At 50.5% G+C, this 20198-nt stretch carries 23 protein-coding genes; 22 read left to right on the top strand and 1 reads right to left on the bottom strand.

Translation table 11 applies throughout. The annotated features are described in order from the left end of the window. Positions 1–5: 5 nt before the first annotated feature. The 22 genes from AB3R30_RS07585 to AB3R30_RS07480 all read left to right on the top strand — a co-directional run bounded on the left by AB3R30_RS07585 (position 6) and on the right by AB3R30_RS07480 (position 16800). On the top strand, positions 6–1565 hold the full coding sequence (locus AB3R30_RS07585) for a DUF3560 domain-containing protein (protein ID WP_458648558.1): 1560 nt from the start codon (positions 6–8) through the stop codon (positions 1563–1565). A 312-nt stretch (positions 1566–1877) separates the two neighbouring features. Next, positions 1878–2183 carry a hypothetical protein gene (locus tag AB3R30_RS07580; RefSeq protein ID WP_458648557.1) on the top strand — a complete coding sequence of 102 codons (306 nt, stop codon included), beginning with the start codon at positions 1878–1880 and terminating at the stop codon, positions 2181–2183. After that, positions 2180–3463, top strand: coding sequence for a relaxase/mobilization nuclease domain-containing protein (locus AB3R30_RS07575; protein ID WP_458648556.1), 1284 nt, complete (start codon positions 2180–2182; stop codon positions 3461–3463). Before AB3R30_RS07580 ends, AB3R30_RS07575 begins: the two co-directional genes overlap by 4 nt. A gap of 24 nt (positions 3464–3487) precedes the next feature. Then, positions 3488–3976 carry a hypothetical protein gene (locus AB3R30_RS07570; protein ID WP_458648555.1) on the top strand — a complete coding sequence of 163 codons (489 nt, stop codon included), beginning with the start codon at positions 3488–3490 and terminating at the stop codon, positions 3974–3976. Between the two features lie 140 nt (positions 3977–4116). Continuing rightward, positions 4117–4449: a hypothetical protein gene (locus AB3R30_RS07565; protein ID WP_458648554.1), complete on the top strand. Its 333-nt coding sequence runs from the start codon at positions 4117–4119 to the stop codon at positions 4447–4449. Next, complete coding sequence (locus AB3R30_RS07560; RefSeq protein ID WP_458648553.1) at positions 4421–5812, top strand: hypothetical protein; 1392 nt, start codon at positions 4421–4423, stop codon at positions 5810–5812. Before AB3R30_RS07565 ends, AB3R30_RS07560 begins: the two co-directional genes overlap by 29 nt. A gap of 16 nt (positions 5813–5828) precedes the next feature. After that, positions 5829–7424, top strand: coding sequence for a DEAD/DEAH box helicase (locus tag AB3R30_RS07555; protein WP_458648552.1), 1596 nt, complete (start codon positions 5829–5831; stop codon positions 7422–7424). Positions 7425–7465: 41 nt separating this feature from the next. Continuing rightward, positions 7466–7732, top strand: coding sequence for a hypothetical protein (locus AB3R30_RS07550; RefSeq protein WP_458648551.1), 267 nt, complete (start codon positions 7466–7468; stop codon positions 7730–7732). 50 nt (positions 7733–7782) lie between these two features. Continuing rightward, a complete protein-coding gene (recG, locus tag AB3R30_RS07545) occupies positions 7783–9882 on the top strand; it encodes an ATP-dependent DNA helicase RecG (RefSeq protein WP_458648550.1) in 2100 nt (699 codons plus the stop codon). Positions 9883–9929: 47 nt separating this feature from the next. Beyond that, positions 9930–10406: a hypothetical protein gene (locus tag AB3R30_RS07540; protein WP_458648549.1), complete on the top strand. Its 477-nt coding sequence runs from the start codon at positions 9930–9932 to the stop codon at positions 10404–10406. 65 nt (positions 10407–10471) lie between these two features. Then, positions 10472–10930 carry a hypothetical protein gene (locus AB3R30_RS07535; RefSeq protein WP_458648548.1) on the top strand — a complete coding sequence of 153 codons (459 nt, stop codon included), beginning with the start codon at positions 10472–10474 and terminating at the stop codon, positions 10928–10930. A 78-nt stretch (positions 10931–11008) separates the two neighbouring features. Continuing rightward, on the top strand, positions 11009–11194 hold the full coding sequence (locus AB3R30_RS07530; RefSeq protein ID WP_458648547.1) for a hypothetical protein: 186 nt from the start codon (positions 11009–11011) through the stop codon (positions 11192–11194). A 2-nt stretch (positions 11195–11196) separates the two neighbouring features. After that, entirely contained in the window at positions 11197–11784 is a 588-nt protein-coding gene (locus AB3R30_RS07525) for a siphovirus Gp157 family protein (protein ID WP_458648546.1), read from the top strand. A 61-nt stretch (positions 11785–11845) separates the two neighbouring features. Then, positions 11846–12418, top strand: a complete 573-nt coding sequence (locus AB3R30_RS07520) for a hypothetical protein (protein ID WP_458648545.1) — start codon at positions 11846–11848, stop codon at positions 12416–12418. Between the two features lie 2 nt (positions 12419–12420). After that, positions 12421–12864, top strand: coding sequence for a hypothetical protein (locus tag AB3R30_RS07515; RefSeq protein WP_458648544.1), 444 nt, complete (start codon positions 12421–12423; stop codon positions 12862–12864). Positions 12865–12866: 2 nt separating this feature from the next. Then, on the top strand, positions 12867–13688 hold the full coding sequence (locus tag AB3R30_RS07510; protein WP_458648543.1) for a hypothetical protein: 822 nt from the start codon (positions 12867–12869) through the stop codon (positions 13686–13688). Then, positions 13661–14419: a hypothetical protein gene (locus tag AB3R30_RS07505; RefSeq protein WP_458648542.1), complete on the top strand. Its 759-nt coding sequence runs from the start codon at positions 13661–13663 to the stop codon at positions 14417–14419. Before AB3R30_RS07510 ends, AB3R30_RS07505 begins: the two co-directional genes overlap by 28 nt. Continuing rightward, positions 14412–15077: a Mov34/MPN/PAD-1 family protein gene (locus AB3R30_RS07500; protein ID WP_458648541.1), complete on the top strand. Its 666-nt coding sequence runs from the start codon at positions 14412–14414 to the stop codon at positions 15075–15077. The genes AB3R30_RS07505 and AB3R30_RS07500 overlap by 8 nt, the downstream gene beginning before the upstream one ends. After that, positions 15055–15909, top strand: a complete 855-nt coding sequence (locus AB3R30_RS07495) for a ThiF family adenylyltransferase (protein WP_458648540.1) — start codon at positions 15055–15057, stop codon at positions 15907–15909. The genes AB3R30_RS07500 and AB3R30_RS07495 overlap by 23 nt, the downstream gene beginning before the upstream one ends. Before the next feature lie 62 nt (positions 15910–15971). After that, a complete protein-coding gene (locus AB3R30_RS07490) occupies positions 15972–16211 on the top strand; it encodes a hypothetical protein (protein ID WP_458648539.1) in 240 nt (79 codons plus the stop codon). Between the two features lie 68 nt (positions 16212–16279). Further along, on the top strand, positions 16280–16507 hold the full coding sequence (locus AB3R30_RS07485) for an addiction module protein (RefSeq protein ID WP_458648538.1): 228 nt from the start codon (positions 16280–16282) through the stop codon (positions 16505–16507). Further along, positions 16504–16800 (top strand): type II toxin-antitoxin system RelE/ParE family toxin, encoded by a 297-nt coding sequence (locus AB3R30_RS07480; protein ID WP_458648537.1) that lies wholly within the window; start codon positions 16504–16506, stop codon positions 16798–16800. The genes AB3R30_RS07485 and AB3R30_RS07480 overlap by 4 nt, the downstream gene beginning before the upstream one ends. A 73-nt stretch (positions 16801–16873) precedes the next feature. Here the strand turns inward: AB3R30_RS07480 and AB3R30_RS07475 are convergent, their stop codons facing one another. After that, entirely contained in the window at positions 16874–20188 is a 3315-nt protein-coding gene (locus tag AB3R30_RS07475; RefSeq protein WP_458648536.1) for a hypothetical protein, read from the bottom strand. Positions 20189–20198 lie beyond the last annotated feature (10 nt).

Here is a 20198-nt window from a genome sequence, read left to right as displayed (position 1 = left end):
GTCCCATGTTCGACAGCCAAACCGATCATTTACATGACTGGCTGCAACTATTCCAGCAGTGTGCCACGCCTGAACCCGTTTCTACTCCCTGCCTGCCTACCATCGCGATCGCCAATCCACCCTACGCCGATCTAAAAACAGAGTATCAAGACAACATCGACCATTATCTGTTTGCCCATCGCTGGCATTGCCGAGACAACAACCTCATCGAACGCACGGATCGCGTGCAGAAAAAAGTCAGAGCTGAAGTGTTGTTTATTGAACGCTGCGTCAGATCGGTTCAACCCGGTGAAGTCCTCTGCTTCCTCTTACCCAATGGCATTCTATCCAATCCTGAACATCAAGCATTCCGGCGCTGGTTAGCAACCGAAATGGTCGAAATCATCGCTTCCATTCAATTACCGCCCGAACTCTGGCAGATTGAGTGCAGTACCGGACTGGTGACCAGTATCCTGTTACTCCAGCGGAGAACTGGCTCTGAATCAGAAGACTACGACATCTTCATGGCGGTCTGTGAAAACTGTGGGTTTGATAGTCGAGGTAGAAAGATTTGTCGTAAGGATGATCAGGGCAACTCAACCGAGGAAGTAAACGATGACCTACCCAGTATCATCCAGCGCCTTGTCCAATTCCTTCAGCCAAAATGCGAACCGCAACCCCAACCTGTCCAACCGTTAACCGCTGCTCAAATTCTGGCTGAAGCAGGTCTGACCGTTACAGCGTCAACGACCACCCCAAAGAAATCTGGTAAACAACCCCGTCCAGTCTGGCTGGTCACGGGACGAGTGGAACCCTTTCGCCAAATGCTGTATGACTTGGGCGGAAAAACTCGCTTTACCGGGCGCAACACCTTTAGCTTCTGGAATGACCCCACCGATGACATTGCTGAAGAGATTGGAATCTATGGTGAGTCCAGCTTAGAGGATCAGGTTGCTCATCGGGATACGCGATCTCTGGAACGATCTGAGCGTTTGGATGACCGTGCCATTAAACATAGTGATGCCAGTGATGCCGCTTATCAACGCTCCAATGCTGCTGTAGAAGGGATTCCTCTGGGGCAACCCATTTTAGTGGGGCATCATAGCGAACGACATCACCGTCGAGCGCTAGAGCAGTCCAACAGTGCCATGCGAACATCGGTGGATGAATCCGCCTATGCCCAACATCTGGCGGGGAAGGCAGAGAGTAGCCGCCATCAAGTCGAAAAACGGCAGTCGATTGAATACATGGGCAATCGCCTGGAGGACGCACACCGTCAAGCCAGAGTCGCGCAAGCACTACTAGCTGAAGACCCGAACCACCACAAAGCACAGCTTGATTTGCAAGATGCTCAAGCGGCAATTGAACATTGGCAAAAAGAAATTGAAAGTGCGGGAGGAATGCTCAGTCAAGCAATGGTTCAAGTTGGTGATTGGGTTAAGTTTTGCGGAAGTTGGCATGAAGTGAGTCGCGCCAATCGCAAATCGGTCACGGTTAAAAACTGGTTAGGCTGCCCCGAACTAACCTATTGCATTGCTTATCACAAACTAGAAGGACATCGTTCCAGCACAAGCTCAAACCATTGATTTTTATAGCCTTCAGATGTACATGGGATGAACATCTGACTCACTTATCAGGTTCACCCCATGTACTCAGAATGAACGTACCCAGTCCATTTTGAGTACATGAACGCAACACGCTTGAGCTTTTTGGTGCCTCACGCTGTACACGACATGGCACTAGCTTGTACACACTCATCAACGACCAGCGGCAGCAAGCCATGTTCTCGCTAACCAGAGAAAAATAAAGATAACAAAATCCTCCCAACTGGCAGAGGAATTCAATTGGACGGTCATGGATACTCAAAACAACCCATTTGAATCTCTTCGTTATTCGTGATGGCAACTCAAGCAACTCATTCAGATAAACCAGGGGTAATCCCGACGATGAATCGGCAAGCATATATCTGCCTGTTGGAAATGGCTCAAACCTGTCAGCAAATGAATCAATCAATCCAGACGATCGCCCACCAAACATGCCTAACTGAAATCGAGCGATCGCAACTCAACCAGATCGACCAGCAGCTTAGCGATCTCAGGCAGGCGCTTAAACAACTGGGCTTCACCCTGGTTGGAGTCACTCCCCAAAATCTCAATCTACCCACCGCTGAAACCAGTTATCCTGCATCAACCTCGGTGCAATGATTGGCAAACAAGTGAAAGGACGGGATTTTGGTGGCTGCGTCCGGTATGTGCTGGAAAAAGAAAACGCAGAACGAATTGGCGGCAACCTGCTGGGAGAAACTGCCCAGGAAATGACCGCCGAGTTCAATGCCTTTCGGTCTTTGAACGTTCGCCTGAATGTCGTGGTCTACCATGCCACCCTCTCTGTCCCTGCCCAGGAATGGCAAACCGATCAGCAATGGCGGGCGATCGCAGCAGACTATCTGCAAGGAATGGGGTTCCAAGACTGCCAGTACCTGATTGCTCGCCACAATGACCAGCAGCACGACCATATCCACATCATTGCCAGCCGCATTCGCCTTCCCGATGGCAAAACCGTTTCTGATAGCTGGGATTACCGCCGCTCCGAAACCCTAATCCGAGAATTGGAGCAAGAGTACAACCTCACCTCCACTCCATCCAGCCGCGATCGCTTGGAGCGTGCCCCGACCACAGGCGAAATGCGAAAGTTCAGGCGAGAGCAGCAAGCCTTTGAACAGGGCGATCGCCCCACTCTCCCCACAGATCCCACCCGCACAACGCTGCAAACCCTGATCAGCCAACTTAGTAACTCTCACCCCTCCTTCACAGAACTCATTACCCAGCTACAGAGCCAGGGCGTTGAAGTGCGACTGACCCAAACCAAAGCTAACCAGTGGGGCATCTCCTACCGATTTCAAGGGCAACAATTCAGCGGTACTCAGCTTGGTAAAGCCTACACCTTCAATGGACTGCAACACCACCAAGGAATTCACTATGAACCCATCCGAGACGATGTCACCCTCCTCGCTGCTGCTCGACCTGCAAACGAATCAACAGCAATTGATCCAACAACAGCAACAACTGATGCAGCAAGTGAGCGAGTTAACTACCTTTGTCCACCAGTCCCATCAGTCGCAGACGACCAGCCTGGAAGCTTATCACCAAGACTTCAATCAGGTATTAAGCGACTTTCTGATGCAATTGTCCAATACCTTAACGAGCAAGCCCTCAAACTCCTTGCAGACCCAATTAGACAAATTACTGAAAGCCTTACACAGTTTACAGACGCAACTTCAAGCAACGCTGCAACAGCAAATCGACTCCGAACAGCACTTACTGACCAATATGACCAACTTGCAGACCAGCTTGCTCAAGGACGAACAGGCTTCCTAAATCAATCTAAACAAGACTCTGTAGATTCTCAACAATCAACTAATCCACCAAAACTCTACAAATTTAAGCCAACCCTATCTGCCAAACAAAACCAACTGGAACTGTAATGCCATCAAAATTGGAGTTGACTCATGACTCAACATCGACACCACATCATCGAGCATTCTCATCAGACTCGATGTCCTGCTTGCCATAGCGTTAAAATTCAAACTGCGGCTCAAGTCTGGGCTGAAGGCACCACCTACGGCAACCATCAGGGCTATGCCTTATCGGTAGGTAAAATCCGCGCTCGCTCCGTCTACCAAACTGAGTTAGCTGCCCAAGTGAATCCGCCCATCAAACCTGAGATTGCCCAATTACCGTTTGTCCTCTGGCTGCTCTACTGGATGCCGGGATGGATCTGGGATCTGTTCTACTGCCTCACTGGAGGCATGAGCCAACCCCAGTACGTCAGGTTGGTCATCACAAAATTCATCACTTTAGTGATTGTCAGTCTGTTGATCTTTGGACTGCAAACACTGATCAATCTCCCCAGAGACCAACAATATGAGCGAGATCTGCGCCGCTGGCATAACACATTCGTGTGTGCTGATTGCGGCACTTGCTTTGTCAAAAAGTAGTTGACGTTCAACAGATACCCTTTATCCCCCACTTGGTAGAGGCTGCTTGGGAGATGATATTTCATCCACATCTACGCTATTTCTAAAGCATCTACCCTTCGCTACCGCGCCTCTGGACGTGACGTTGTTCACTTCTAGCGATGCTTCCATGCACTCTACAAACCTCAATCAGTTCATCTATCCCATTTTCTGTTGATGCCGAGGATTTAGCTGAACAAGCACAATCCGTTCTAGATGAATTAAATCGGCGACGGGAACCGGATCAACCTCAGTACAGCCTGGAGCAGGTGCAACAAGCCCTCACTGGCTGGCTTCAGGAAAGCCTGGAGCAACTCCTGGAAGAAGCGGTTTATCACTGCTGCACAGGTCCCCGTCACTATGCCGTCAACCGGGATGACTTCCACACTCATTTGCAACGAGCGATCCTTTGTCCAAACAGCCATCATGCAACCTCTAGAGTCCCATCAACTTAAACAAACCTTGCGGAAATTCCTCAATCGCATTGGTTTCAGAACAGGGAGTACTATCTGGTTGCGAGTGTCCTGGAACCATCCACTGGAAGCTGCCCCGTCTGCCTGGAGCCGTTATCAAACTCGGAGTGGAAAAAACCAGCTACGGCATTATCTGCTCAGAGGAGTGGTCACTGGTAAAGGTTTGATTGCTCAACTTTGTGAATGGCAGGGACGGGATGCCAATGGTAAAGCCTGCTGGAAACCGAGTGCTGGAGGCAAACGGCGTGGCTTCATGCATCTGCTGAAGCTCTCGCTGATGGGCGCAACCGTGAGCTTTTACCCTAACCAACCGCAAGATGGTATTCATAACCGGGATGTTCGGCGTTGCTATTGCCTGTTCTACGAAATCGATTCTCTTCCCCTACTTGAGCAACACGCGACGCTGGAGCGAGTCAAACGACAAACGGGATTGCACCCTGCCGCCGTGGTCTACACCGGTGGAAAGTCCCTCCACGTTTACTTTCGGCTCAACCAGCCTGCTTCGCCGAAACAGTGGTTGTGGCTCAACCGCAAGTTGACCGTCGTTGTCGGAGCCGATGCTGATCCAGCGATCTGCAATGTTGCTCGTGCTATGAGGCTACCAGGCATGATGCGCCGCAAATGGCTAGGAGAGCGCTTGGATGACCCCGTGCCAATTACGCTGGATATCGACTCCGACCATCAGTACAGCCTCAAGGAGATGAACCAAGCATTGAATGCCACTGGTTTGTTCCCGCATGGACTCTCGGAGCAACGTTGGCGAACTTGGGTGAGACTACTACGCAAGGCAAAGACCAACGATACTGTTGATCCTTACCATGCGGTGCTTGATGCCGACCTTTCCACCCGTCCCGACTGGCAACCAACCGTAGGACGGGCAGGGGACACAGCCCATGACCCTTCAATCATGCCCCAAGGACGACGCGATAGCGGCATGTTGTCATCCTTTTATTCCGCTTCGGTTTCTAGCGGTCTGCCTTTGGTAATCTGTCTAACTCAAGCGGATCAGCAGCTCTTGCAACAGGGCGAAAGTGAAGGCAATCGTAACAATGCAGGCTACAAACTGGCGCGTAATCTGATTGGCACCGCCGAGTTACTCGATGGTGAGGCTATTCGCTATTATCCCAGCCACGATGACTTGTTCGCTCAGTATTGCGATCGCTGCACCCCTCAACTAGATGCTGATGAAGCCGCCGCAATTTGGCAAAGTGCCAGCCGTACTCCCGCTAGTGCCAGTCGGACGCTTGATTCCATCTTGAGCAGTATCGCTTGGTGGCAACGGCAGGAAAAATGGCAGCCAGTCCGCGATCGCCCCCGTAAAAGACGCTTTATTGCTCAGGCGTAACCTGTTTGATTAATCCATGATTGCTCAATCTCAGTCTTTACCACCTTGTAGTCCTCCAGCTTTACGGGATTATCAATATCAGGTGATTGCCGATTTGCGGACTGCCATTCGGGAGGGGCATCGTCACTGCCTGTGTTATTTACCCACGGGTGGGGGTAAAACGGTAGTCGCGGCTCAAATCACTCACAGTGCTGTGAGCAAACAAAAGCGGGTGATTTTTCTGTGTCACCGTGATCCCTTAGTGACTCAGACCACTGCTACGTTTGAGCAATTTGGCATTCCCACTGGAATTATCAAATCGGGCTATCCGGTGAACCTGGACGCACTTGCACAAGTGTGCGCGGTACAAACCCTGGCGACAGGTAATTACCCTCTACCCGATTGGGATCTCTGTATTCTAGATGAATGCCACAGCACCACCTTCTTCAAGTTCGTGCAGCAATTGTTTGAAGCCAGTCAGACTAATCGCCGCAAGATCATGATTGGGCTGACTGCAACCCCGTTTCGTCTAGGTAAACAATCGCTGGATGAGTTTTACACTACCCTTGTCAAAGGACCGACTCCCAAAGAACTGATCCAGCGGGGATATCTGGTGCCCCCTCGCTATTTTGGCTTCAAACAACTGGATTTGAGTAAAGTTGGAGTTAACCGTCGCACTGGAGATTACAACGAAAAAGAACTCGAACGCGCCCTGAATCTGCACACCCTGAATCACCAACTCGTTGAGCAGTATCAGCACATTGCCCTAGGACGGAAAGCGATCGTGTTTGCCGTTGGGATTGATCACTCCAAAGCGATCGCCCAGGCATTTCAGGCAGCAGGAATTGCGGCTCAACATCTCGATGGAGCCATGTCCACCCCTAAACGACAGCGACTCTACTATGCCCTTAAAACGGGTGAAGTACAGGTTGTGACCAGTGTGGGTACGCTGACGGAAGGCTTTGATGAACCCTCCCTGGAATGCGTCGTTCTGGCACGACCGACTCTCAGCCGTGCTCTGTACGTTCAGATGGTCGGTCGAGGGCTGCGGTTGTCGCCAGCAACGGGTAAAACAGATTGCATCATCTACGATTTTGGCACTGGGAACATCAAACGCTTTGGCAGAATCACCGATCATCAGCCGATCGTGTTGCAGCCCAAGAAACAGCGAGAGTCAGACCAAGAAGCCCCGCTCAAGCAATGCCCGAATTGCAGTGCCTTGATCCGGCTGTGGCATCAGAACTGTCCTGAATGTGGCTATGTCTATGAATCGATCCTGGAAGAGGTTCCGATCGAAGACGTAATCGAACTACTGAACGAGGAAGAATTGGAGCAACGGACATTCCTGCATCAGCAATACCAGCTTGCTTTTGAGCGAGGATATAAACCGGGTTACGCCGTGATGCGATTCAAAGAACAATATAGTTATTTCCCGGCTGGCTGGTGGAGTTTTGGGGCAGTGTTCGGTAGCCATCCGACAGGTGTGCAAAAAGCACGCTATCGCAAGTATTTGAAAGAGATCGCTCAACGGCATGGACATGATCAGCAGTGGATTGACCGATACATGCAGCTTGAGTTCGGTCATGGTTTCTTACCAACTCTTTCCCTCGCTGAAATGGCGGATGCTGGCTGATTCGCGACTGCTGATCCTAGGTGTCCTCTTCCAACTCAGCCATGACCACATCTCTTGCCGACCTAATCCCGATTGACCGAAATCGCCTGATCCAGGCATACGCTCGAATGCACTACACCAAACTACATCGAGCACCGAAAGCAGCCCAACAACAGACATTCTATGGCTGGCAAATCACAGCCACAATGCTGCAACTCAGCTATCCCACTCTAGATGTGAATGATCCACGCTTTCAGCAAGAATTGAAGCAGCGTGTCTATCAATGGTGGGCAGTCAAAGGAGCCAAAGGCAAAGGTGTGGATTGGTAGTTGCAAAAATGCTACCGCACTCCAGTGGTGATGTTGTTTAACTCACTGCTATGACAATCACAGCAACCGTTCAGCCGATTCACTTGATCGTCTCGCCTGAGTGCCTGCCTGCCCTACACAAACTGCGAATTCATACCCTGCTCGATCTGCTGCACTACTATCCTCGCGATCACGTTACCTATCACGGGGTCACGATTCCAGAAGCCAGAGCCGGAGATCAAGTCATGATCACGGGCAAAATTCAGCAGCACCGCATCTTGACCCCGAAAAACGGCAGACTGACTGTCCAAAGCTGGATTGTGACGGATAAAACTGAAAATGCGATTCGCGTCACCCAATTTCATCATGGTTCCAGCTATCAATCGGAGCAGTGGCGAACCGAGCAGCACCAGTTTTATCGTGCTGGTAGAACTGCTATTGTCACAGGTAAAGTCAGGCAAGATGACTATACAAGAGCACTGACAATCGAGGCAACGGAAGTAAAAGTTGCTGATCTGGCTGGAAAGCCAGCTATGACCAAAGACAACTTGATTCAACCCATTTATGCCTTGACCAAAGGGTTAAATGCAGAAACTCTGCGGGATTGTATTCGAGCAGCATTGGACTATTCAGAACTAACCGACCCACTACCTAAAAAGCTGCGGCAACACTATGACTTGATGGAACTGAGTCAGGCGATCGCTCACATTCACTTCCCCTCCAATCCACAAACTCTATCCGCTGCCCGCCATCGTCTAGTCTTCGATGAATTCTTCTACCTGCAATTGAGGTTGCTGAAGCGAAGAGCCGCTTTGAAACAAGTCCAACGAGAAGCCCTATCTACACCAACCACCTTGCTAAAGCAGTTCTACATCGCCCTGCCCTTCAAGTTGACCGGGGCACAACAGCGAGTGATTGATGAAATCTTGTCTGACCTGGCAAAACCCTACCCGATGAATCGACTGGTTCAAGGAGATGTCGGGGCTGGCAAGACCGTAGTGGCTGTGGCAGCGATTTTAGCTGCAATCCAGTCTGGATATCAAGCCGCGCTGATGGCTCCGACTGAAGTACTTGCAGAACAGCATTTTCACAAGATTGCCCAGTGGTTCAAGTCCCTCCAGTTGCCCGTTGCCCTGCTGACGGGTTCGACTCCCACTGCCCAACGCCGGGTTATCCATGCAAATCTAAGATCGGGTCAACTACCCCTGTTGATCGGCACCCATGCTCTAATTCAGAAAGCCATTCAGTTTGATCGGCTTGGGTTAGTTGTGATTGATGAGCAACACCGCTTTGGCGTGCAGCAGCGGCTCAAGTTGCAGCAGAAAGGGAACCATCCCCATGTTTTGAGCATGACAGCGACCCCGATTTCCCGCACCCTTGCACTGACATTGCATGGCGATTTAGATGTCAGCCAGATTGACCAATTGCCACCCGGACGTAAGCCCGTGTTGACCAGAGTGCTAACCGAGAAACAGCGACACCAGGTAAAAAGAGTGATGCAGCGGAATCTAGCGTTGCACCGCCAGGTCTATGTGATTTTGCCGTTGGTAGAACAGTCCGAGAAGTCTGACCTACAATCGGCGATCGCAGCCCACCAAACCTACCAACAGCAGTTCAGTCAATACCGGGTGGGTTTGCTGCACGGTCGCATGAGTGCCGAGGAAAAGCAGAGTGCAATTGCCCAGTTTCGAGATCATCAAACGCACATCCTGGTCTCCACCACTGTCATTGAAGTCGGTGTTGATATTCCGAATGCCACCGTGATTGTAGTTGAACATGCTGAGCGGTTTGGCTTGTCCCAACTCCATCAGCTACGGGGACGAGTCGGCAGAGGCAATGCTCAATCCTATTGTCTGCTAATGAATACCTCCACCTCTGATGAAGCGAGAGACCGACTCAAGGTGCTAGAGCAGACACAAAATGGGTTTGTGCTTGCCGAAGTGGACATGCAACTCCGAGGAACCGGAGAAGTACTGGGTACGGCTCAAGCTGGATTACCTAAATTTGCCCTTGCAGACCTGATAAACGATGCTGGCGTGTTGGAGCAAGCGCGGAAAGCGGCTGAATTGGTAATGCAAAGAGGAAGCTGCTTGCAATGCTGGAATGATTTGGTGGCGGAGATACACCGCCGTGATCGCCACAAACTGGATGATGGGTCAACGCTTAATTAGCGACCGCTTTTTATGCGTGATAAGTTTCCAAACATTGAGTTGTAGTCATGTACATAATTTATACGGGACAACAAGTTATTGTTCATACTGGCGGTGTCACCATTCGAGGAATCGTTCAGCAAATTCAGCCTAATTTATGGGGTGAACCGTGCTATTTAATTCGTGATCAGTGGTATTGCCAAAAAGTTTACCCTGATCCAAACAATAAACCGAGGTCACAATGGTTTCTTGGCAAGCTCTACACCGAACCATCTGACCCGCCTGTTCTACTGGTCAAATATGAAGGTGAAAAATTTCAACAGTCGTATTTAGTGTTGAAATTGACCCAACCCTTTGACACTTTAGCTGACGGTGATTCAAGCCTTCAGGGGTTGTCCAGATTAGTAGAAGATCTAAGCGAGTTCAACCTTAGACATCTGATTACGGTAGCCAATGGATTGCTATGGTCGGAAGAGACTGAAAAACTTGTCCATCAGTTTGTTGCTCAACGATTGCAGCCTTTGATCAAAAAGGATATTCTGTGAATGGTTTAAGCAACGTGAAAGGCTACCGCTCCTCATGCTTGATCATCTACATGAGGCTTTTTCCCATGAACCACTACCTCAACTTCACCTTGATTGGCAAAGACGGTCGATTTCATGTACTGCTACCCTGGCAAAACGTATATTCTGTTGGGTTTAACGAGATCGACTCTCACCTGCAAACGGTAGTACCAGAAGCCGTGTTCAATCTCACCCGCCAACTAAAACTATCTGCACACCAGCCTGAATCGAGCAGCGTCGATTTTCATACCTGGCAGCGACAGCAAAAAATACAGAACTTTGAAGCTTATCAGCAACGCCTCTCGGCACTCATTGGTGGTGTGGTGCAACAGGTTGGCATCAGCACCACAGGTCTGACCTATCTTGTCATCGCTCATCCTGATACTCAACACACTTTTCGCGTTGCCGCAGAGCCAATCACAGACTCTACTCGTGTCGGATATTTGAATATCACCGAACAGCAACCCAATTCAGAAGAAACGAACGATCTGTTCAGAGCTTCGTAGCTTCAGGGAATAAATTTAAGGGTGTACGTTGGTGTCGCTACCGCGCTTTTGAGCCTGACGATTGATGGCTCAAACCCTATGACGTATTTGAATTTTCAACGATTGCAAAATCCACTCGAGTTAGGTTGGTTATGGATGCTTGAGTTCAATATTCCCATGCCAAAACCTAAATCACATCAAGCTCTGAAACAGGTAGAAGCCGCCCAATTTGAATCTGAAGTCGAAGCCCGTCGTGATTACTATCAAGTGGGTGGGAGGTGGTAACAATGTCGAAATCAATTTCTCCCTCTATTGCCATAAGATCGCTCAAAGGCATCAGCATTCTAGCCGCGCAAACCTGGCGACACTTGACTGGGGCTGAAACTCCAGAGCAAGAAACCGAAGTGCTGGAACAACTCTGGTTTCTACAAGACAGTCAGGAAGCCGCGATCGATGCCCATGCCGAACTTGTGGATCAGATTGATGCTGAACTAGCAGCTATCAAAGCCAGGATGGAACACCTGGTCAAAGTTCATGTTGTCGAGATCGATCGCTTGACCCGCTGGCGAGAAAATCTGGATTGCACCGTGTTACAACTCAACGAATCAGGACTGATTACCTCCGAAGCCGTTGGGCAGCAGCGCCGAATTCGGATCAAATTCAATCCACCTGCTTGTGAAGTCCTGGACATGAGCCAAGTGCCCACCGAGTATATCAGGGTCAAAATGATTGAAGAACAGCGAGTTGATAAAGCTGCCGTGAAAGATGCCTGGAAACAGGGTATTCCCGTCGCCGGAACGCACGTGGAACGGAAGCGTAAAGTAGTTTATGAACTCGCGCCCACTAGCCTGGAAAGAATGAAGGCATCGGTTTAATCACCAACTCATGGGGCATTAGAACCTGTGTTTGATGCCCTTTTGCATTTCATCATCCCCTATGACTACACCGAATGAATGGCTCACCCTCGAAGCTGCCGCTAAAGCCACCCAAACCGATGTCGCAATCCTAGAGGACTGCCTGAAAACAGAGCCGGAGAAACAGTTTCACAAATATGGGTTGCTGTACGATCGCGAACGGCGAGAGAGCGGCAAAACTGCCTACCTGCAACAATTAGAACCTACTCAACCAGAACCATTTCAAACCCGCAAGCCTGCCTGTGAAGTCAGCGATCGCGCTTATACCTGGGATAACACCCCAGTTCGATTAGAAATTCTCTGGCTACCCTCAACTGATGGGCAAGACCGCAAGGTGTTGATCAGCGCCACTAGCTACGACGACTTTCCCGTATCTGACCTGATTGCGGCAACTCAACTTGACGCACTTCCTGCCCCACTATTGGCATTGCTGGAGGAGCTAAAAGCTGATTTGCCGGTTCGCAAACTGCGTTATCAACAACAGTCGAAAGAACAGAAACCAGTGAGTCGCCCTGTATCCCTTAAATCTGCTACATCCATATCAATGCCAGTGCCCGCAAACTCCAAACCCTCCACCCAAATCAAACTATTTTGACAATGACCATCCCTGATGAACCCAAAGTCCTGGTGTTGCTTGAAACGCAGCAGCACTGGGTCAAACAAAGTATTGCCCAAAATGACGAGCTACTCCGCGAATTGTTCAAAGTCCTGCATCCTAAGTTTGCGGAAGCCGATATCAAGCGAGACAACGGCAGCATTGAAATCATTCCCCGCAAAGGCACCAAGGGACATCGCCCTGCCCCTAAAGTCCTTGCCCTGCTGGATGCATCCCCCACTGAAATTGACCCCGCGATCGCTACTTGCATCGCCCTACAACAGCTTGAACTGGCAGCAGGACTTGACCCTCAAAACGCCAAGCCTTTAAGTCAGCAAATCGAAACCGCGATCGCCCAATCAGAGCAATGGCGACAGCAAATCAAACAGACCCTTGATCGGCTTGAAACGGCACCCAGTTCCTCCATTATTGCTATTGGGTTCTGACCATGACCATTCCGACTGATAGCCAGGATGCCATTTATCGGCTGCGGACGTTTCAACCGAGTGCGGTGCTGCATCGCCAGGATGCCCTCGAATTTCTCCAGCGTCGTTTTTTGACCTATCGTTTGCTGGAACTCTACCAGACCTTCTTTCCCGACAAATTCATTAGCAGTCAGTCATCTATCTACCCCAGGCAAGGAACAGAAGAAGACACTCATAGCGATCGCGACCTGGAGTTTTTCAAATGGCTCGATATGAAACTGCCAATCTCCTGGTGGATGATCGAGCGGGCTGAAGACTGCCTCATCCACCGCTTTCCATTGGTCGATATGGGGATTGACTGGCACGAAGAAGGAGCACTTGAAACGCTGAAAAGTGAATGGAAATTCCTGTTGCCTTTTATCCAAGACGGACGCTACTGGCTGGAATCAATTGACCCCGATGGCATGGAGTGGTACGAAGCTGAAGCTGGCGTTCGGCTCAACGCCATTCAGCACCCAGATCACGTCTCACTCAAACACTTGCGTCGCCACTGTAACTCGCTGATTTCGCCTCTGAAATTTCTGCCGATGGTACTGGCGGTGCTGGAAAAATCCACGGGCAACCTCTGGCTGGACTCGACCAATAATGAAGCCTTCTACGGCTGCGAATGCGAAACCACACTGCCCTGGGCGGAAGACTCCTTGCGATACCTGGAACGGGAATGGCACCGCGCCAACCGCTACCTGAACTTGTGCCAAGAGTTTTCTGGGTGGCTCAACCAGGATTTAACCCCCCGCTTTCAGAAAGTGCTGAACTTATGGAATCAACCCTATCCCAAAAACTGACCTCAACAGATTTACAAACCATTGAAACAGAACTTCTGCGCGATCTGCTCTCCAATCCTCTGCAAGGCTGGAAAGAATTGGATGCCGCCATCCTTATTTCTAAAGGCAGATACTTCTATCAACGCCGCGATGGTAGCCATCCTGAAACCTACACCTACAAATCCCTATCTCCAGCGACCATCAGCGCTGCCTTCAATACCCAAACCTCTGACTCAGACTGGCTGCTGCCAGGAACTGTGCAAGTGGTGCGGCATGGGCGCAATGTGACAGGCAGTTGGGCAGTCCTGTGGATTCCACCTGGTCAGCAGACAATGACCCTGGAAGACCAAGCCCATCTGACGACTCCGTTACCGGGAATGCTCATGATTGGCATGGAGCAGAAGTATTGGATCACCGCGATCTCCACGAAAGAGCTTGAGCAATCTGCTCGTTGCTATCATGCGCCTCTGCCCAACATTTACGACGCTGGACAGGTTTGCTGGGGCAACAATCAACCTCCCACTGCCACTCCTCAAACTATCGCATCTGCCTGGGATTTGTTTATCACCAGCCCATTCAACACCCATCTAGTGATGGGCAAATCTAGAAAGCATCACGGTAATGTCTGTGCTCAACTTCAAAGCCTGCATCGACGCAAGACCTATCCCGTGAATGACCTGTTACCGATGGGTCATCCCACCTGGACTGTAGAGAAATGGGTTAATCACATCATTGGAGTAGACCATGACTGAGTTAAGCACTGATTTAATTGGCTATAAATTTGTTCAACAGTTGCCACTACCAACCCACACTAGCACCGGATTAGAATATCTGATTGGTGGCAATGGGATTTTTGCCAGAGCCATACGACCCGGACTCGAAGTCCTCATGCCGATCGCTCGTACCCAACCGATCAAAGGATTAGTAACCATTACCCCTTTTGTGGCGATCGAGCCAAAAGTTCCTGAAGCCCTACTGATTGAAATGTGGCGGCGATCGTGTCAGGCATGTGCTGATCCTAATAACCCGCTGGAGATTCTGTTTCATCTGTTGTGGGTAGAAGAAGACTGGCAATTGGTTGTGCCAGAACAAGAGCAAGGTAGGTTCCATTGCCGTCCAATTCGCATTGATGGCGATTCATCCGCAGTTCAAGCGGTGCTTGAAGTTCACTCCCATCATCAGATGTCAGCCTACTTTTCATCCACAGATGATGCCGATGAGTGTCATGGCTTTCGGATTTATGGTGTATTTGGCAAGGTGCGTAGCATTCGCCCTGAAATGCAATTTCGAGTGGGTTTGTTTGGACATTTTTGGCAGGTTCCAGCAACCTTAATCTTTGAGTTGAGTGCAGATGTTTTTGTAGATGATGTTACTAATCGGAGAGAGGATGATGACCTTATCTCTCAATGATGATTTGGTTAATGCAACGCCCGTTGTTCCTAAGCCCTACAGCCATTTGCACCTGTGGATTGTCGGCTGTGGTGGAACGGGTTCATTTCTGGTGCAACTGGTGTGCCGCATCGCCAGAGAATTAATTCGGTCTGGCAATACGGTTGATATTACCCTGGTCGATCCAGACCTGGTAGAAGCCAGGAATATTACCCGTCAGTGTTTTTGTGAAGCAGAAATTGGGCTCAACAAAGCCCAAGTGTTAGCGGCTCGATATTCCCTTGCCTGGGGACTGCCGATCCAAGCGGTTCCAGAACCCTTCAAAGGGCGCTGGGTCGCACGGAATGCGTTGACGGTGCTGCTGGGATGTGTGGATAACGGTACGGCTCGACGAGAACTGGCAAATGCATTAGACCTCGCCAACCACTACCCTGATACGCCCAATGCCTGGTGGATCGATGGCGGCAATCATCACCATTCTGGGCAAGTGCTGGTTGGCTCAACCCTCTCAACCAATCCTGACGACTTTCAGTTTCACCCAGAGCTGGGTTGCTTGAAATTGCCCGCCCCTTCCATTCAAGCTCCCGAACTCCTGCTTAATTCAGTCGCACAACCGTCCCATCCACCATTATCCTGTGTTGAAGTTGCTACTCTCGATGAGCAAGGGCTGCTGGTGAATCCCCAAACGGCGATTCTGATGGCACAAATGCTAGCGGAACTATTAACCGGAAAGCTAAAGCGGCTGGCAACCTATTTTGATCTGACCAGCGGCACAATGCAATCTGAATACACCACTCAATCCGCTATCATTCAAGGACTTCAGCAGAGAGAGGGAGGAATTCACGTCGTGTGAAAGATAGAATGCGATCGCACTCTAGAACCCTTAAACTAGTATCAAGACTAGAGGTCATGACGATGCCCACGCCGCCACAGCCAAATCAAAAACATCTCAGTTATGATGCTGCACTGACATTGTTGGCAATGTTGCCCGATCGCATCCGCGATGCTTATTTGAATCATGCGAAGCAAATCGGCTACACCATCGAATTAGTGCTAGAGATGGCGTTAGCAGATTTCCTAGACCCTGATTCCTTGACGTTTACCGATTGCAAGCCTCAAATTAGTTTGCCTCTAGATTCTGACCAAGTAGCATAATTTGACACACACAAGGCGATCGCCCAAATTCACCTTAAAATCGAGCCATAGTCTGAAATAAAGCCATCATGAGTAATCACCCGCTCCTAAAAATTGAAATCGCTCAACTCAGCATTGCTGAACGAATTCAACTTGCCGAAGATCTTTGGGACAGCATCTCAGAGCGGCAAGACGAACTTCCCTTAAGCGATGCCCAAAAGCAGGAGCTTGATCAACGACTAGAACGCTATCAGCAAGACCCAACTGCTGGCTCAACCTGGGAAGCAGTCAAGCAACGATTAGGCTTCTCCCAATGAGCTACAGTCTGATCATTCGCCCAGAGGCAGAATTAGATATTCAAGACGCTTTTGAGTGGTATGAGGCACAGACTTCAGGTTTAGGCTCTGAGTTTGTTCGTGCAGTCGATACCTGCCTATCTGGGATTGGGCGTAGCCCACTTGCCTATCCAATCATCCATCAAAAACTACGGCGAGCATTAGTCCGACGTTTCCCCTACGGAATCCTCTACGTCTTTGACCAGGACATCATTGCTGTTGTTGGTTGCTTTCACGGTAAACGCGATCCGCAGTCGTGGCAAGATCGGCTTTAGTTTTTTCTAAATTGTTCATAGTTTTGCTTTGTCCCATTTGCTGTCTGGTACAGACTCTTTCTTGCTCCTAAAACTAAAGTTCATAATCAGCAGATCGCGATCGCTTCTGTAGCGATGCTGCCTGTTGGCGATCTCCTCCCTCCTTTCCTCTTTCTCTTCTACCCGCCAACTCCACAACCACCGCCTGAGATTTGTGCGATGATTCTGGCTCCCGCTCTTGCCCAACGATTCGTACTGAATCTGGTTCCATATTCAACGACAGAGCTGACCGCGTTGCATCCCCAACTGTTGCCGTAAACCGAGTTCCAATCGGCAATTTGGCAGATTCCGGTGCGAACACTCCAAGCACCCCAGCATCCTCCACCTGAATAGCTGGAACTCCATTGTAGCGGTGATACTGAGGGTGATTTGAGTGCATTTCCATTGCCACTACAGAGAACGATCGCTCCTGTCCCTGCCAACGGTCAAAGTTTTCATTCGCGTAGTCATTGTGCCGCAAGCCAATCACTCGAATCTGGTCAACCTGATGTTGCTCCAGCAAGTTGCATATTTGCTCTGTCATCAACAGATACGCCAGTGCCGCCTTGCCCTGCATGACCTCGGATTGGGTTCGCGCTGCTAACTCCGGCGAAGGCGTACTCCGCAAATCGTGAGGCACCTGCCCATACAGACTCAAGCGGTCGGGAATTCGATTCTGTCCAAATCGTGCCTCCAGCATCTCAGCGTTGGCTTCCACCAGGTCAGGCAACACCAGATCGACCAGTGCTGGAACCTGGAGATTCTCCAGCACCTCCACGGCAATGCCATTTGCCGTTAACTTCTCAATCCATTCCTCTGCTTTGTTTTTGGGCACCGTCAATACATTGCAAGGCTGGGTGAACCCATCGTCATTGAAGTCATATTCCTGCTGCCCAAAGGTAACTGGCAGCGATCGCGATACCTCCGATGCGATCGCTGCTAATTCTTCGACTGATAGGTCTGGCATGACAAAATCTACTACAGGCAAATCTCTCGGAATCACTGCATCGTAATGGACTTCCCATCCATCTAGGCGATCGCACCAGTCCTCTGCCCGATCAAACGGCACTGTCAAGATATGCGCCTCTAGCTCAAACGGCACACCCGGTAATTCATAGCTCCCTTGCTCAAACAGCACGGGCAACCCCTCTGCTACCTCCAACGATGCCTGCCGCTCACGAGTTAGATCATCCCGTCGATGGGCAATATCCCAGATTGCCAATGCCACCTGTTCCTTCTCGGTTTCAGCCTCAAACACCTCTTGAATCTCTGCTCGATACGAGTCATACAGGATTGAAATTGCTTCCTTGAATGTCTGGTCATTCTCTCCAGCCTGTTCTCGCAGTTCACCCATGTCTCGATTCAATCGCGCCTTGAGTTCTTCGGCATAATCCAGGATGTTGACATCAACGCCCCGCATATCGCCAAACAAGCCGCGAAAATGCTCACGGGTATAAGCTTGCAGCTTCACCGATTCCCACCGTTGATTGACTGCTTCCGCCAACACACTGACCGCTGGTGTCTCTAACTGTCCCGGCACCTGAGTCGGCATCGCAAAGGTGCGATAGAGATTGGGATGTTTGTAGTAGTCGAAAAAGGGCGAGGGATGCTTGGTTGCCCAAGCGCGAACATCTTTGAGCAGGTCAGGATAGACATCCTCCACCCGCTCTGCACTTTTAGGACCATCCACGGCAACCTGCAATGCTCCCATCAAATCCATCAATAATTGCTGCTGCTGTCGCCCGAACAGTTTCAATCCTGCTGTCGATGACGTTTGCTCAACTGTGGGCAATGCCGTATGGACTCGTCCGATCGCCGTCGCCACCCGCCCAATGTCATTGTTGCAGTAGGCTGCCACCGCCACTTTGGACAGCGTGTCGTAAACATGGTTCCCCTGCTGATCTCGAACCGCCGTGTAGGGCAGTTTATCGCGTTTAGCGATGGGTGGAAACCGACCCGGTTCGCCCGCCCGTAACGTTTCTTGGGCAATATGGGGCAGGTGCCGAGCCGAATCCACCACCACCTGGTCGCCATCAAAGTCGCCCTGATGATGCTCCTGCCAATCCTGGGGATGCACCCAAACGCAGCCTTTGTATTGGCTCAATTTGGGAATGTGGCGATTCTCGTAGCGGCGAATATTGTCCGAGGAAATGATTGGCAAGCGAGTGATGATCACCTCTCCTTCCGGTAGATGGGGCACACAGACTACCCCACGCGGCAGGTCGTAGCTTTTGGGTATGGGCATTGCCATCCCAGAGTTGTGCAAATAGCCGCCGTTGATTGCCCCATTCTGCCACGCTTCTGCGGTTTGCTGCTGTAAGAAATCCACCACTTTGGGTGCCTTGCACAATAGCCCTAACGTATCAGCCCGAAGCAATGAAATCATCCGCGACTCCGTGCGTTTTTCTCCTACTTCATCCGCTTCCGTTGGGTCAGAACCGCCACTCAGCGCTGCTGTTCGTTGGTCACTGCGTTCCACCAAATACCGCGACAGGGACAGTGGATCACGCTGCCGTGCCGTGAGTTCATCCACCAGTTTGAGTGTTGGTTTGAGGAAGTCTGCCAACACTGCCTCCTTGGAAAACCACATGGAGAACTGCCAGCTATTGCGGTAAGGGATGTGCTGAGCATTCGCCCGATCGCCAATGGTGGCAGTTGGTAGCACATAGTCCCCACAGGGGAATGTGGAGTTCAATCCCTTAATGGCAGAGCGATCTAGAATCACGTCATAGCCATTCATCACGGTGTCATCCACCATGAAAGTGCCCTTTGCCAGAAATGCCTGCGGTGGAGCGTTTGGAGATTGCCCGGAAGACTCAGGCTGGTAGGCAAGCCGAAACTGGAACGGACGATTGGCTGACCCCTTTAAGCCCAGCTTTTGTAACTGCTGAAAACACGACGCTGACAACTTGCCGTGACAGTCTTCCGATTCAAACGCCGCATCTTGATCGTCTTTAAAATCGACCACCTTGACTCGCAAGCCTTTCGCTGCAACGACTCCCTTGTAGCAATCGCTGACGGGCAGAGAGCCATAGCGACAGGCAGTATCCCTGGCGGTGAAAAATGGGTCAAGCTTTGCTTTCAGTTGGCGATCGGCAAAGTAGAAATTACCATCCGAGCTAAAGGTGAGGTAGCGGGCGACCCCATCCCCGAAGCGACTGGGCTTGAGCAATTGGTGGGCGTTCTCTGTTTCTGCTGTGGGTCGATCCAGTTTGACCAGCAGCAGTGACTCCAGTTCTTTAGGTGACAACAGCGTCTCCAGAATTGAGTGACGCACGATCGTCGGCTCCACCCATCGCCGACTGCCATCTGCCAGCATGGAGCAGGTTGGAATCGATAACCCGCCGTCTTTGAGCCGCTCTGTTTTCATCGCAATGTCC

This window comes from Sivoneniella epilithica UHCC 1019 (genome assembly GCF_040830845.1).
In the GTDB taxonomy this organism is placed as follows: domain Bacteria; phylum Cyanobacteriota; class Cyanobacteriia; order Leptolyngbyales; family Leptolyngbyaceae; genus ULC077BIN1.
This window is presented reverse-complemented; position numbering and strand designations above follow the sequence as displayed.

Excerpts from the sequence above, each read along its gene's own strand:
- AB3R30_RS07565 (WP_458648554.1), top strand. The coding sequence starts at position 4,117 with ATGCTTCCATGCACTCTACAAACCTCAATCAGTTCATCTATCCCATTT.
- AB3R30_RS07495 (WP_458648540.1), top strand. The coding sequence starts at position 15,055 with ATGATGACCTTATCTCTCAATGATGATTTGGTTAATGCAACGCCCGTT.
- AB3R30_RS07530 (WP_458648547.1), top strand. The coding sequence starts at position 11,009 with ATGACGTATTTGAATTTTCAACGATTGCAAAATCCACTCGAGTTAGGT.
- AB3R30_RS07540 (WP_458648549.1), top strand. The coding sequence starts at position 9,930 with ATGTACATAATTTATACGGGACAACAAGTTATTGTTCATACTGGCGGT.
- AB3R30_RS07580 (WP_458648557.1), top strand. The coding sequence starts at position 1,878 with ATGGCAACTCAAGCAACTCATTCAGATAAACCAGGGGTAATCCCGACG.
- AB3R30_RS07500 (WP_458648541.1), top strand. The coding sequence starts at position 14,412 with ATGACTGAGTTAAGCACTGATTTAATTGGCTATAAATTTGTTCAACAG.
- AB3R30_RS07505 (WP_458648542.1), top strand. The coding sequence starts at position 13,661 with ATGGAATCAACCCTATCCCAAAAACTGACCTCAACAGATTTACAAACC.
- AB3R30_RS07570 (WP_458648555.1), top strand. The coding sequence starts at position 3,488 with ATGACTCAACATCGACACCACATCATCGAGCATTCTCATCAGACTCGA.
- AB3R30_RS07535 (WP_458648548.1), top strand. The coding sequence starts at position 10,472 with ATGAACCACTACCTCAACTTCACCTTGATTGGCAAAGACGGTCGATTT.
- AB3R30_RS07475 (WP_458648536.1), bottom strand. The coding sequence starts at position 20,188 with ATGAAAACAGAGCGGCTCAAAGACGGCGGGTTATCGATTCCAACCTGC.
- AB3R30_RS07575 (WP_458648556.1), top strand. The coding sequence starts at position 2,180 with ATGATTGGCAAACAAGTGAAAGGACGGGATTTTGGTGGCTGCGTCCGG.
- AB3R30_RS07525 (WP_458648546.1), top strand. The coding sequence starts at position 11,197 with ATGTCGAAATCAATTTCTCCCTCTATTGCCATAAGATCGCTCAAAGGC.
- AB3R30_RS07510 (WP_458648543.1), top strand. The coding sequence starts at position 12,867 with ATGACCATTCCGACTGATAGCCAGGATGCCATTTATCGGCTGCGGACG.
- AB3R30_RS07555 (WP_458648552.1), top strand. The coding sequence starts at position 5,829 with ATGATTGCTCAATCTCAGTCTTTACCACCTTGTAGTCCTCCAGCTTTA.
- AB3R30_RS07550 (WP_458648551.1), top strand. The coding sequence starts at position 7,466 with ATGACCACATCTCTTGCCGACCTAATCCCGATTGACCGAAATCGCCTG.
- AB3R30_RS07560 (WP_458648553.1), top strand. The coding sequence starts at position 4,421 with ATGCAACCTCTAGAGTCCCATCAACTTAAACAAACCTTGCGGAAATTC.
- AB3R30_RS07520 (WP_458648545.1), top strand. The coding sequence starts at position 11,846 with ATGACTACACCGAATGAATGGCTCACCCTCGAAGCTGCCGCTAAAGCC.
- AB3R30_RS07515 (WP_458648544.1), top strand. The coding sequence starts at position 12,421 with ATGACCATCCCTGATGAACCCAAAGTCCTGGTGTTGCTTGAAACGCAG.
- AB3R30_RS07585 (WP_458648558.1), top strand. The coding sequence starts at position 6 with ATGTTCGACAGCCAAACCGATCATTTACATGACTGGCTGCAACTATTC.
- recG (WP_458648550.1), top strand. The coding sequence starts at position 7,783 with ATGACAATCACAGCAACCGTTCAGCCGATTCACTTGATCGTCTCGCCT.
- AB3R30_RS07485 (WP_458648538.1), top strand. The coding sequence starts at position 16,280 with ATGAGTAATCACCCGCTCCTAAAAATTGAAATCGCTCAACTCAGCATT.
- AB3R30_RS07490 (WP_458648539.1), top strand. The coding sequence starts at position 15,972 with ATGCCCACGCCGCCACAGCCAAATCAAAAACATCTCAGTTATGATGCT.
- AB3R30_RS07480 (WP_458648537.1), top strand. The coding sequence starts at position 16,504 with ATGAGCTACAGTCTGATCATTCGCCCAGAGGCAGAATTAGATATTCAA.